Origin of the sequence: Paraburkholderia silvatlantica (assembly GCF_003096715.1) — a bacterium.
In the GTDB taxonomy this organism is placed as follows: Bacteria; Pseudomonadota; Gammaproteobacteria; order Burkholderiales; family Burkholderiaceae; genus Paraburkholderia; species Paraburkholderia silvatlantica.
Window position 1 is genome coordinate 56,094 of record NZ_QEOL01000019.1, and the last position, 12,355, is coordinate 68,448.

Genomic DNA, 12,355 nt, shown 5'->3' on the forward strand with positions numbered 1-12,355 from the left:
CTGATCACGCCACTTGCTCGGTTTTGGGTACGCTATGCGGAAATCGCGAATTCCGACTCGAGCCACTGCATGAATAACTCCACTGCGCGGCGAGCATTGGTACGGTTCGAGCAGACGGCGTAATACCTCTGCCCATCGCGAATTTCCTGTCCCCACAACTGCGTAAGCGTCCCTGCAGCCAGCGAGTCCGCAACCAGCGTCAGTCGCGTCAGGCAGAGTCCCGCTCCTCCCTTTGCAGCTTCAAGCATCGGAGCGGAATCGTTAAAACGGATCGCTGGACTTCCTTCGAGATCGGGCATGCGATTCCCGCTTTCCTGCCAACGTTCCCAGTAGTCCCGCTCGATGTTTCGCAGCAGCAATCCTTCCGCGATGACGTCGGACGTTGACAACTGTTCGTAGTGTTTAAGCAAACCTGGACTGCAGACCGCACCCACCCTGTCGTCACTGATCGCGAGGGCACGGTATCCGTCCCAAGGGCCTGCTCCAAGCCGGATGGAGATGTCCACCCCCGAAGAATCGAGGTCGACAAAGTAGCGATGGACATCGATCCTCAGGTCGATCCACGGATTCGCGCTGACGAAACCAGCGATTCTTCTGCAGAGCACACAGTCGGCGAAACTCCTTGCCACCGAAACGACCAGCGTCTCTCTGCTCGCGCCAATCGACAGATGTCGTACTGCTGTCCCCAGCGTGTCGAACGCCCGCCGGGAGTAGTCGTATAGCAAGTCTCCCTCTTGAGTAAACGACAGGCCTCGAGGACCACGCTTGAACAGCGCGACGCCCAGATGCTCTTCGAGTGCCTTTATTTGCCGGCTCAATGCGCCTTGAGTCATGTGCAGTTCCTCGGCGGCGCGGACCAAGTTCAGGTGCTTCGCTGCGGTGTTGAACACGAGGAGCGCCTTGATGGAGGGCAGTGTCCGGAGAAGTTCGGTATTCCCTGAGCTCATAGCTGTCGAATTATTTTCTCGATACTGACGAAGTAAAAAGTCCACGACCATACCCGCATGTTCCCACACTCATATGGGGCGGATTTATGGAGTTGGCTCTGGAGAAGACGATGATACAAAACGAACCCTCTTGCTGGCATGCCGTCCGCAGTCGGTTTCCCGGCGCGGAAGAGGGCCCTTACCTCGATCTGTCTGGACGGTCGTTGCTATTCGAAGACGGTCGGACGGCGTTGAACGCACATCTCGACGCCTTGTCCGTCGGCCTGGTCGACAAAGGTGCACTCTTTGAAGCTGTGGAGAGCACGCGGGCCCTCTTCGCGGACCTGATCCGCTGCGAGCCCGACGAGATATGCTTTACACGCAACGTGACGGACGGGATCGCCGCATTCGGCACGAGTATCGAGTGGAAACGAGGAGATACTGTCGTTATATGCGAAGCGCTCGAGCATCCGGCTAACGTATACCCCTGGTTCGGGATTTCCCGGAAGTTCGGGATCGACGTCAGATCCGTGGCGTCTGATCGCGGCGCGCTGTCGCTTGAAAAGATCATCGACGCGATCGACTCCACGACTCGAGTGGTCGCGGTGTCCGCTGTGTCCTTCGCGCCAGGCTTTACGTTTCCAGTCGCGGAACTCGGCGCCGAGTGCCGGCGTCGCGGGGTATTGCTGCTGGTCGACGCGGCACAGGCCATCGGCGTTGCGAACATCGATGCCCGGCAATGGAAGGCAGACGCGATCGTAGCGTCCACGCAGAAAGGATTGATGGCCCTGTATGGTCTGGGATTTATGTTCGTCCGGCAGGAAGTCGCAGAAACGCTCAAGCCGGCTTACCTGTCGCGATTCGGCGTCGATCAGGAAGGTCATGAGGCGCACCTCGGCAATCCGTCGTCGGACGCCTATGCGCCCGGAGCAAGACGGTTCGACGTAGGCAACTATAACTATCCGGGCATCGTTACCGTTGCGCCCGCGATCCGTATGCTCCTCGAACTCGGGCAAGAGCAGGTGGAAAGCTATGTGTTCGGTTTGGCACGAGAGTTTGCCAACCGAATTCTCGATCTTGGGCTACCGGTATTCGGTGGACGACCCGGCTCACACAGCAGTCAGATCGTCACCGTAGGCTCGGACCTTGGCTCCGAACACGATAGCACCGGCGACCACGACATGCTGAGCTTATATGAGCATCTCAGCGCGAACAGAGTGCGCCTGAGCATCCGTCGGAACCTCCTCCGCTTTTCTTTCCATATCTACAACAACGAGAGCGATATCGACACGGCGGTCGCATTCGTCGCCCAGTGGATCGAGCGTCACGGCTCCGATGCCCGCGCGTTGACCCGCACCTGACCTCCGTCGATCAGAGAGTAATTTATGAATTTCAATGCACATTCGACGGACCGCGTGCCTGGCGGTCCAGCACGCCGTTCATTTCTCGCCCGCACGCTGCCGGCTCAGATGCTGATCGGCCTCGTGCTGGGATGCCTGATTGGCCACTTTTTCCCGGATATCGGAAAGAGCCTGGTGCCGCTCCGGGATGCCTTCATCAGCGCGCTGCGCATGATCGTCATCCCGCTCGTTTTCGCATCCATCTCCCTCGGCGTCTACAACATGGGCCGCAACATATCCGTGTTGGGGCGAATAATCGGTGCGGTCTTTATATGGTTCTTTCTCGCGACCGGGGTATGCATCTCCCTCGGCCTGGTGCTGAACGCCGTCTTCCATCCCGGCGTCGGCGCGGATCTTTCGGTTGCCGGCGCGATTCCCGCCCAGGCCGGGCTCAAGATCAACCTGGCGCAGTTTCTGATCGAACTGATACCGACGAACATTGTTGCCGCGATGGCGCAGCAAAAGGTGCTGCAGGTTTTGATATTCGGCATTCTGTTCGGTGCGGCGCTGTCCAAGATCGGGCAGGTGGGCGGCGAGAGCGTGGCGCACATGCTGCACGGAGTCCAGCTGGCGATGATGAAGATCGTCCAATGGATTATTTCCTTGGCGCCTCTCGCCGTGCTCGCAGCCATGGCGTGGCTGTTCGCCAGTCAGGGAGCGGCGACGATCATTGCACTCGCAAAGCTCGTGATGACCCTTTACATAGGGCTCGCGCTCGCGGTCGTGCTGATGTGGGTGGTGATGTTCGCCTGCGGACACAATCCGTTTTCAGTTACCCGAAATATCTCCGGCGCTCTGCTTCTTGCCTTCACGACCCGTTCGTCTGAAGCCACGCTCCCCATCCTCATGGATATCCTTGAGGTAAAGATGCGCGTGCCGAACAGAATCGTGTCTACGGTGCTTCCGCTTGGTTATTCGTTCAACCAGGACGGGACATCGCTATACATTTCTCTCGCAGTCGCGTTCGTGGTCGAGGCCCACCATATCACTCTGACATTGCCCGCGATTCTCACGATCATCGTGACTGGCCTGATAGCGACCAAGGGAATGGCCAACGTCTCCGGTGGAGGATTGCTTGCGGCGACAACAGTGCTTGTCGCACTCGGTCTGCCGGTCGAATCTGTCGCGATCTTGGCTGCAATTGACATCTTCCTCGATATGGGGCGCACGACAATCAACGTGTTTGGAAATACTGTGGCAGTCCTGCTCGTGAATCGACTCACGAAATCCAGGTCGGAAGAGCCGACACGCGCTCCGACCTCGCTTGCGCAGACTGACGACCGCACCGCTTGACCTGTTCAGAGACTGCTCGTGCATCACTTCCGGATCGACCTTCGAAGCGACACAAAAACGATTCCGTCGGCGGCAATGCGAGCGGCGATGGCGCAGGCATCGGTGGGGGATGAGCAACTCGATGAAGACCCCAGCGTGAACGAGCTGGTGGCGCGCGTATCCACTCTCCTGGGCAAGCAAAAGGCTCTCTTTCTGCCCTCCGGAACGATGTGCAATCTAATCGCGGTCCTGGTTCATTGCCGTCCGGGGGACGAGATCATCGCGGCTGACAATTCGCATCTCATCTCGTCCGAATCGGCTGGAGCAACGGCACTTGCCGGTGCACAAATCAGGCCGGTCCCGGCAGAGCGCGGGATTTTCTCCGCCGAGCAGGTCGCCATTGCCGTACGGCCGCAGAAGGTGAACGCTCCGACGACGCGACTCATTCACGTCGAGCAGACTGTGAACCGGGGCGGCGGGGCGATCTGGCCGATCGACGTGCTTCGGGACCTCGCACGGTTTTCCCGTGAACGAGGTCTCGCCATGCATATTGACGGGGCGCGCCTGATGAATGCGGTCGTCGGCAGCGGAGTCGACGCAAAAGACTATGGAGACTGCTGCGATAGCGTGTGGCTCGATCTGTCCAAGGGACTGGGTTGTCCAATGGGGGCCGTGTTGGCCGGTAGCGACGAATTCATCGAGGCTGCGCGGCGATGGAAGTTTCGCCTCGGTGGAGCGATGCGGCAGGCAGGGATCGTGGCTGCCGCAGGACTCTATGCGCTTGAAAATAATGTCAGCGGCTTGCAGACCGACCATCAGAAGGCCCGCCGGTTTGCCGATGCGCTGAGTTCTCACGAATGCGTTCTCGTGGGTAATCCGGAAACAAACCTCGTTTTCTTCGAGATCAACAGCCGGCGCATGAACGCGGCGCAGCTTGCACATGAACTTGCGCTGGAGGGCATCGGTATAGGTGTTGAAAGCGCGACTTTGCTGCGCGCAGTCACGCATCTTGACGTGTCCACAGCGAACGTTGATGAAGCAGCAGCAACGATTTGTCGTATCTTGAGATAGACAGCGTTGAAGGGTAACTCTCTGAATCCAGACGCTCCGTAGCATGGATCGTGACGCCAGCTCGCGCCGTCGAGCGACTGCGCGTCGAAGCAGCGCGGATCCGATTGCTGATGGGATTCGAGCCGATCGAACTGATCGCTAATGCGCTGGTTTTCATCCGTACTGCGCCTTCCCGGTAGCTCATCGCTGTGTTTTGAAATGCGGTGCATAGCCACAGGCGATATTTACAATCTTGCGTACGTTACGCCGGCCAAGCTCCACCTCGGCTCTGGACAGGCCACGGATCACTGGTTGCGCGGCGCGCAGGATGCGGAACGGCGCAGTCAGATGGCAATCGATCATGGCATACCACTGTTCGTCGGTCATCTTCTGGATCACGTTATCCCAGGTGTAACCGGCGTTGTTGATGATGATGTCAAGGCCCTTGTACTTTTCGACTGCCGTGCCCACGAAGCGCTCGGCGAAATCCGGCGCAGTCACGCTGCCGACGCAAATCCCAGCCTCTCCTCCCAGCGCGCGAATTTCCGCGGCGCCCCCCTGCGCCGGCTCGCCGTCCAGATCGTTGATGACGATGCGCGCGCCTTCGCTGGCGAGCTTGAGCGCGATCGAACGACCAATGCCGCGGCCCGATCCGGTGACGGGAGCAATTTTGCCTTCGAGTTTGCGAGTCATGTATGTGTCTCCTTGAAACCGTTTCAGGACAGCGCGACCAGCGCTTCACCTGCGATTTTTGTTTGTCCGTATTGACTGGTACTGTGCACTTCGACGCGTGCGCAGCGTTCACCATTTACCTCGAGTTTTTCGACCACACGGCCGCCGCATCGAATCACATGACCCAGGTGAGTGATGCCCTGAAAACGCACGTCGAACCGGCGCAAATGCGACTGCGGCACCCAGTTCGTCAGCAGCCGGCCGATCCAAGTCATACCCAGCATCCCGTGCGCGAACACATCCGACATGCCGGCACGGCGCGCGAAATCGAGGTCGATATGGATCGGATGATGATCGCCCGAGGCGCCAGCGAACAGCGCCAGCATGCGACGATCCACCGGCGGCAGTGTGAGTTCGGGCAGCGCATCTCCGACCTGGACCGAGTCAAAATCAAGCGTGTCCATATTCCGTCCTTCAGTTGCGTACCACGGTCACCGAGCGAATCCGTGCAACCGGGTCGCCGTGCTGATTCGTTGCCTGCGACTCGATTTCAATGAATTCCAGTGCACCGCCCTTCTTTGCAAGCGCTCCTGGAGCCATGTGCTCGAAACCTAGCGCCAGAGCACAATCGACGACACCACTCCGAACAGCCTGACGCGCGAGGAACAGCGCGGTAGAGCCAGTCGAGCAGTTGTTATTGACGTTGATGATAGGGATGCTGGTCATGCCCACTTCATATAGTGCACACTGAGCTGCTGTGGAATCGCCATAGACATAGCCCACGTAGGCTTGCTGCACATCAGCATAGTCTAGGCCGGCATCAGCGAGCGCTACCGTGTAGCCTGCGCAGCCATCTCGGGATAAGGGGCGTGCTTTCCCGGCTTGCCGAAGGGGAGGTACCATCACAGCTCGTGCAGGACGTGCGCGGCAATATCCCCTGTGCGTTGTTGCCCGAGTACATCACGGACCTCATCCTCCAACGCACACAGACGATTGGGTGAATTCGACACCTTCGGATTGTCTAACGAGAATGCTATTTCCGCGGACACATCGGATCATAGTAGAGAGGCCGCACATCTGGCTGTAGGCGGCCAGCAAGCGACGTTCGCCGTCATGCTCCGATGGACATTCAAGCGGCCGCTCCACTCAAACAACGGACCTTCGCGGCGGGATAAGTAACCGGTCTGTACCGGACGACACATTGACGTGGCTAATTCGATCACCTCCTCGCGTTAGCCGTAGTTACCTGGACGCTCGGCGAACAATACTCGTTCCTGCGTTATTGGTTTACGGACGCGTGCAAAAAGTCGTCACGACACATCAGAAAATCAAATTGGAGAATGCGGTGCGGAAACTCTGCGTGGAATTCGGCCCCGAGACGGAAAACTATGATGTGACTACCTTCGTCCAGGCAGTGCTTCACACGGAAGGTCGTTGAGGCAGAACTGGATGCTCACGGCATTTCAATCGCGAATCCAGAGGTCCGACTCGCCCTGGAGCGTGCAGTCTCGCGCAAGAGCAAGTAAGCGTGGCGGCATCGACTGATCTTTGTTACTACGACAAAACCTCCTGCTCGGGTCGATCATCACGGAATTGCGTTGGTGATAGGCCAGTCCATCGCTTGAATGCGCGGGCAAAATTACTGGTGCTGGTGAATCCGAGCAGGAAAGCAATTTCGGTTACGGAGCCTGTCCGCTGCTGGATGTAATTGCAAGCCAGTTCCCGGCGCGTGTCGTCCATGATCTGCAGGAAATTGGTGCCGCGCTGCGCCAAGCGCACCTGCAAAGTCGCCGGGCTCACGCATAACGCTTCGGCCACCTTCTCCCTGCTGCAGTCGCCAGAGGGCAGCAATTCGATGATTTTCTGCGTGACGCCGGTCACCACGTCGCTCTTGTCCAGTCGGGCAAGATATTGATTCGCGATATTGTCGTTGACTTGCGCCAATTCCGGGCACGCTCCGCCGAGCGGCTGCATCAACTCATGCTTGTCGAAAGTCAGCGTCGTGGCCTGATTCGAAAAACTGACCGGTGCTCGCAGCAAGGCGCGGTAAGGCTCGTCGCCTTCACGCGGCATTGGACGACGGAATTCTACGGACAGCGGGTTGAACCCCGGCTTGTACAACATACGCATCGTCTGCACCAGGAAACCCACGAATGCGTCTTCAGTTTCGCCGCAGACTTCGATCTTGAAATCGGTGGCGCGCAACGCGATGTTGTCGCCTTCTTCAATGACAAGAACGGTCGCCGATTGCGACACCAGCCGGAAGTGCCGCTCCAGCCGGCGACAGAAGTCGAGCAGCGTGCTGCTCGCGGCGAGCGCGTAGCCGAGCGCATGCAAATTGGAAATATGGATGTGCCGGGCGACCGAGAGGCCGAAATAAGGATTGTTAGTGGCCTCCACGCAGGCACGGTATAGCCTAGTCAGGGTGGCAACAGGCAGCCGGACCATCGGGCCGTTCACCATATGGGGTTGCACGCCGACGGAGCGAAAAATGCGCTCGCTGTCGATCCCGCTGGCTTGCAGAGTCTTGGCGATTGCCGTGCAGTACCCCCCTATGGTCGTCGCTTCCTGCGTGGCGGCGAGGGACGGTTGGCGGTCGGATTTCAAGGCGCGGCGATGTAGTCAAACGGTGGTGCTGCCGATTCTACACCGTCGCTGAACGGGTCAAGGCGCGCTTGGGCGGCCGCCCTTCGTCCGTCCCGGGACGACAATCCGCCTTCCACAGTCATTGCTCACTGGCGCGTCGCACGAATGATCAACGGCGATCGCTCTGCGGAATGCACTTTTCGTTCCAAAGAGCCGCGCGGTCATTGTCCCCTGCCTAAGATGACCTCCTACTGCGGACAGGTCTGGGCCTCTCCGCCACAACAACATTCCTGCATGACACGGAGACGTTATGACCGAAGAAACCTTGCTGTTTGAGCCAACGGGTGCGGTTGCGCGTTTGACGCTGAATCGCCCTAAGGCGATGAACGCGATGAATATGGCGCTGCTGGCCGAACTGGATCGCCGGTTGGCACGGATCGCCGCCGACGACGACATCCGCGTCCTGGTCTTGACCGGCGCTGGCCCTGCATTTTGCGCCGGCGCGGACTTGAAGGAGGTGCTGGCCAGTCAGAAGGCAGAGCCCGGCGAAGCAGATTTCCTCGACCGTGCTGACGCAACGCTTGCGCGACTGCGCAATTTCCCCAAACCGGTGATTGCCGCACTCAACGGTGTAACCATGGCCGGCGGCCTGGAGATGGCCATGTGCGCCGACATCGTCATTGCTGCTGAAAGCGCTGCCATCGGGGACGCCCATGCCAATTTTGGCGTCTATCCCGGCGCCGGCGGCGCAGCGGTGTTGCCGCGCCTCATTCCTCAGAACATCGCCATGTATCTACTGTTCACCGGCAAGACGCTTTCGGCGGCTGAGATGAAGGCTTACGGCTTCGTCTCCGAAGTGCATCCCGACGGCGAATTGGCCGATGCAGCGATGAAGCTGGCCGGCCAGATTGCCGCAAAGAGCCCTGTCGTGTTGCGGCGCATGAAGGAAGTCGCGCGCGTCTCCGCCGACAAGAGCCGGGACGACGCCTTGCTGCATGAGCAAGTCATGTTGCGTCGCCATCTGCGCAGCTTTGACCTGCAGGAGGGCTTGCAGGCATTCGCCGAAAAGCGCGCACCGCAATTCCAGGGCCGCTGAGCCGACTCCGCTGAGCCGACTCACTACTTCATCTGGATTTCTCATCCCTCTTTCGGGAATTACATGAACGATATCTATGTTGCCGGCGTCGGTATGACGCCGTTCGGACGCTTGCTTGAGCGCACCGTATACGACATGGTCGGCGAGGCCGTCACCCTGGCCTTGAAAGATGCCGGCGCAGAGGCCGCCGACATCGGCTCGGCATTCTATGCGACGCTGACCAATGGTCAGTTCCAGGGGCAGACCGCGATTCCCGGGCCGATCGCCATGCGCCGCATCGGCATTACAGGCATTCCAGTGTTCACCGTCGAAAATGCATGTGCCTCCGGATCGTCGGCATTCAACCTGGCGGTGCAGGCGCTGCGGGCCGGGACCTGCGACGTGGCGCTAGCCGTCGGCGCGGAAAAGATGAACATCGCCGACAAGGCCAAGATGTTTGCTGCGTTCGACGGCGGCTGGGACGTCTCGACTGTCGAGGAAAACAAGAGGACGCTGCTGGCATTAGGCGAAGGCGTGGAGCCCCCACCCGGCACCATGTCCGACCGTCCCTACAGCGTGTTCATGGATGTCTATGCGGCCATCGCTCGCAGCCATATGAAACGCTATGGCACTACGCAGCATCAGATCGCTGCAGTCGCGGCCAAGAACCACCAGCACTCGGTGCATAACCCACTGGCGCAATTCCAGCAGCCAATGACGATCGAGCAGGTGCTGGCTTCGCCGCCGATCACCTACCCGCTGACCACGACCATGTGCTCGCCGATCAGCGACGGCGCCGCCGCCGCCTTGCTGTGCACCGCCGCCGGCCTGAAGCGCCTGCAGGGCGAGGCTGGCCGCGCAGTGCGCGTGCTGGCCAGCGTCATTCAGACCGGTGCGACGCGCAGTGTCGACGAGCCGCAAAAGATCATCGCGCACCTCGCGGCGAAGAAAGCCTACGAACAAGCCGGCGTCGCGCCCGAGGACGTTGACGTTGCCGAAGTGCACGATGCCTCGGCGATCGGGGAGATCCTCAACGCCGAATCGCTGATGCTGGTGCCATTCGGCGAAGGCGGTCCCGCGGCCGCACGCGGCGACTTTACGGTCGGCGGACGCATCCCGATCAACCCGTCCGGCGGTCTCGAGTCGAAAGGTCATCCGATCGGCGCTACCGGTCTCGGCCAGATTCACGAACTGGTGACGCAGTTGCGCGGCGAAGCGGGACAGCGTCAGGTTCAAGACGCACGCATCGCAATTCAGGAAAACGGCGGCGGCCTGTACGGCATCGAAGAAGCTGTGGTCGGCATCAACATCCTGGCGAAACAATAAGGACTCCACAATGGGACACGTATTCCGCACTGAAGAGCAGCAGGCCGCCGTCGATGGACTGAAACGCTTCCTCGATGCCGAGATCGATCCGATCTTCAGCAAACAATACCGCGACAAGTTCGTACCGCGCGACAAGATGGCCGAAATCATGCGCCGGCTGACGGAATTCGGCCTGGTATCGGGCATCGCGAGCGAAGCCAACGGCGGCATGGGCCTGGATTGGCTGACTTCACTGATGCTGTTCGAGGAAGTGGCTACCACCTCGGCCGACCTGTCGGTGCCGGTGCTGATCAACTCGTTTGGCGTAGTGCTCCTCGAGAAGGTTGCCCCCCCGCATTTGCGTGAACGCTACCTGCCCGGCCTGTTGAGTGGAGACAGTTTCGTCTCGATGGGTATATCCGAACCGGACGTCGGGTCCAATGTGCTGGAGATCAGAACGCGCGCGCGTCGCGATGGTGATCATTTCGTCATCAACGGCGAAAAGACCTGGATCAGCAATGGCGAATACTCGGACTTCCTGATCTGCACCTGCCGAACCAGCGACGATCCGCGCAAGGGGCTGACCCATTTTCTGCTCGACCGCAAGGAACATCCGTACGAAGTCCGCGGCATTCATAAGATCGGTTTCAACAGTCAGTCCACCGCACAGATCTTCCTGACTGATGTGCGCGTGCCAGCCTCAAACATGATCGGCAACGAAGGCGAGGGACTGCGCAATACGCTCTCGCTGTTCGAAAGGTCGCGCGTATTCGTCGCCGCCCAGGGATTGGGCATCGCCCGCCGCGCCCTCGAAGAAGCGATTCGTTATGCAAAGGAACGCCGCCAGCACGGCAAGGTCATCGCGGGCCACCAGTTGATCGCGGCAATGTTGGCCGAAATGGCGACCAACGTGGACGCAGCGCGTCTGTTGACCTACCGCGCGGCGTCGATGATCGAAGCCGGCGTGCCTGCCGAGATGGAAGCGGCGATGGCCAAGTATTTCGCCTGCGAAGCAGCGGTGAAAATCGCCCGCGAGGCCGTGCAGATCCACGGGGGCAACGGCGTCACGACCGAATTTCTGGTTGAGAAGCTCGCGCGCGAGGCAATCATCGCGCCGATTCCGGAAGGCACGAGCCAGATCCAGCAACTCATTATTGGCCGGGCCTTGACTGGCGTGCCGGCGTTCTAAGGCGCCGAGGCGAAGAATTAATCTACAAGGACACATCATGCGTATTGAAGGAAAAGTCATTGTCATTACCGGCGGCGCTTCGGGCCTCGGGCTAGCCACGGCGTGTTATCTTGCTCAGGAAAAAGGCGCGCGCGTCGCCCTCTTCGATCTGAACGCCGAGGCCGGTGCCAAGGCGGTCGAAGACGTCGGCGCCGAACACGCGATGTTCGTGCAAACCGACGTCGCCAGCGAGGAATCGGTTCAGAACGCGCTAGCGGCTGTGACTGCCCGGTTCGGCACGGTACACGTCTGCATCAATTGTGCGGCGCTGCCCACACCGTGCAAGGTGCTCGGCAAGGAAGGCAAGGCCACGCCGCTCGCGAAGTTCGCCCAGGTGACGGCGGTCAACGTCAATGGCGTGTTCAACGTCATGTCGAAGTGCGCCGAGCAGATGGTCAAGAACGAAGCGGAAGCTGGCGAGGAGCGCGGTGTGATCATCAACATCTCGTCGGGTGCCGCCTACGAGGCGCAGATCGGTCAAGTCGCCTATGCCGCCTCCAAGGCGGCGCTGCTCGGTATGAACATGCCGGCGGCGCGCGAACTCGGTGACGTAGGCATCCGTGTCAACGCCATTGCGCCCGGCCTGTTCATGACGCCGATGGTGCGGACGCTCGACGAAAAGATTGTCGCCTCGTTGACGGCACAAATCGAAGCCCCTCGGCGCCTCGGCGACATGCGCGAGTTCGCGCACTGCTGCGCGTTCATCATCGAAAACGGCTACCTCAACGCGCACACGATCCGCCTCGACGCAGCGTCACGCCTGCGCGCGCGCTAAACGCGCTGCACCGGCGACAGGACCGCCCTTCCTCTCAAGAAGCGGGAGGGCGAAAGAACAAAGGAG

At 59.8% G+C, this 12,355-nt stretch carries 10 protein-coding genes and 3 pseudogenes; 8 read left to right on the forward strand and 5 right to left on the reverse strand.

All coding sequences use genetic code 11. The features are described 5' to 3' along the window. Positions 1–32 precede the first annotated feature (32 nt). Positions 33–890 (reverse strand): LysR substrate-binding domain-containing protein, encoded by an 858-nt coding sequence (locus tag C7411_RS23500; RefSeq protein ID WP_165822876.1) that lies wholly within the window; start codon positions 888–890, stop codon positions 33–35. A gap of 143 nt (positions 891–1,033) precedes the next feature. On the opposite strand from C7411_RS23500, the gene C7411_RS23505 reads away from it, so the two are divergent. The 4 genes and pseudogenes from C7411_RS23505 to C7411_RS38360 form a co-directional block, all read left to right on the forward strand. Further along, positions 1,034–2,287: an aminotransferase class V-fold PLP-dependent enzyme gene (locus C7411_RS23505; protein WP_110386450.1), complete on the forward strand. Its 1,254-nt coding sequence runs from the start codon at positions 1,034–1,036 to the stop codon at positions 2,285–2,287. 24 nt (positions 2,288–2,311) lie between these two features. Beyond that, positions 2,312–3,619 carry a dicarboxylate/amino acid:cation symporter gene (locus tag C7411_RS23510; RefSeq protein ID WP_110386451.1) on the forward strand — a complete coding sequence of 436 codons (1,308 nt, stop codon included), beginning with the start codon at positions 2,312–2,314 and terminating at the stop codon, positions 3,617–3,619. A gap of 18 nt (positions 3,620–3,637) precedes the next feature. After that, the gene (locus tag C7411_RS23515; protein WP_110386452.1) at positions 3,638–4,669 is read left to right on the forward strand and encodes a threonine aldolase family protein; all 1,032 of its coding nucleotides are present in this window, start codon (positions 3,638–3,640) and stop codon (positions 4,667–4,669) included. 53 nt (positions 4,670–4,722) lie between these two features. Further along, positions 4,723–4,848: pseudogene (locus tag C7411_RS38360) on the forward strand (GlxA family transcriptional regulator); the annotation flags it as partial. Between the two features lie 37 nt (positions 4,849–4,885). Here C7411_RS38360 and C7411_RS23525 read toward each other — a convergent pair. The 4 genes and pseudogenes from C7411_RS23525 to C7411_RS23540 form a co-directional block, all read right to left on the reverse strand. After that, a pseudogene (locus C7411_RS23525) lies at positions 4,886–5,341 on the reverse strand (SDR family NAD(P)-dependent oxidoreductase); the annotation flags it as partial. Between the two features lie 23 nt (positions 5,342–5,364). After that, complete coding sequence (locus C7411_RS23530) at positions 5,365–5,784, reverse strand: MaoC/PaaZ C-terminal domain-containing protein (protein ID WP_110386453.1); 420 nt, start codon at positions 5,782–5,784, stop codon at positions 5,365–5,367. Positions 5,785–5,902: 118 nt separating this feature from the next. After that, positions 5,903–6,216, reverse strand: a pseudogene (locus C7411_RS23535) (thiolase family protein); the annotation flags it as partial. A gap of 658 nt (positions 6,217–6,874) precedes the next feature. Further along, complete coding sequence (locus tag C7411_RS23540) at positions 6,875–7,927, reverse strand: AraC family transcriptional regulator (RefSeq protein WP_110386454.1); 1,053 nt, start codon at positions 7,925–7,927, stop codon at positions 6,875–6,877. Positions 7,928–8,216: 289 nt separating this feature from the next. Between C7411_RS23540 and C7411_RS23545 the strand changes: the two genes are divergently transcribed. The 4 genes from C7411_RS23545 (at position 8,217) to C7411_RS23560 (ending at position 12,289) form a co-directional block, all read left to right on the forward strand. After that, positions 8,217–9,002, forward strand: coding sequence for an enoyl-CoA hydratase/isomerase family protein (locus C7411_RS23545; protein ID WP_110386455.1), 786 nt, complete (start codon positions 8,217–8,219; stop codon positions 9,000–9,002). A gap of 63 nt (positions 9,003–9,065) precedes the next feature. After that, positions 9,066–10,307, forward strand: coding sequence for a thiolase family protein (locus tag C7411_RS23550; protein WP_110386456.1), 1,242 nt, complete (start codon positions 9,066–9,068; stop codon positions 10,305–10,307). A 10-nt stretch (positions 10,308–10,317) separates the two neighbouring features. After that, positions 10,318–11,475 carry an acyl-CoA dehydrogenase family protein gene (locus tag C7411_RS23555; protein ID WP_110386457.1) on the forward strand — a complete coding sequence of 386 codons (1,158 nt, stop codon included), beginning with the start codon at positions 10,318–10,320 and terminating at the stop codon, positions 11,473–11,475. 37 nt (positions 11,476–11,512) lie between these two features. Further along, positions 11,513–12,289 carry an SDR family NAD(P)-dependent oxidoreductase gene (locus tag C7411_RS23560; protein WP_110386458.1) on the forward strand — a complete coding sequence of 259 codons (777 nt, stop codon included), beginning with the start codon at positions 11,513–11,515 and terminating at the stop codon, positions 12,287–12,289. Positions 12,290–12,355: the final 66 nt, after the last annotated feature.

Excerpts from the sequence above, each read along its gene's own strand:
- C7411_RS23505 (WP_110386450.1), top strand. The coding sequence starts at position 1,034 with ATGGAGTTGGCTCTGGAGAAGACGATGATACAAAACGAACCCTCTTGC.
- C7411_RS23510 (WP_110386451.1), top strand. The coding sequence starts at position 2,312 with ATGAATTTCAATGCACATTCGACGGACCGCGTGCCTGGCGGTCCAGCA.
- C7411_RS23530 (WP_110386453.1), bottom strand. The coding sequence starts at position 5,784 with ATGGACACGCTTGATTTTGACTCGGTCCAGGTCGGAGATGCGCTGCCC.
- C7411_RS23545 (WP_110386455.1), top strand. The coding sequence starts at position 8,217 with ATGACCGAAGAAACCTTGCTGTTTGAGCCAACGGGTGCGGTTGCGCGT.
- C7411_RS23550 (WP_110386456.1), top strand. The coding sequence starts at position 9,066 with ATGAACGATATCTATGTTGCCGGCGTCGGTATGACGCCGTTCGGACGC.
- C7411_RS23555 (WP_110386457.1), top strand. The coding sequence starts at position 10,318 with ATGGGACACGTATTCCGCACTGAAGAGCAGCAGGCCGCCGTCGATGGA.
- C7411_RS23560 (WP_110386458.1), top strand. The coding sequence starts at position 11,513 with ATGCGTATTGAAGGAAAAGTCATTGTCATTACCGGCGGCGCTTCGGGC.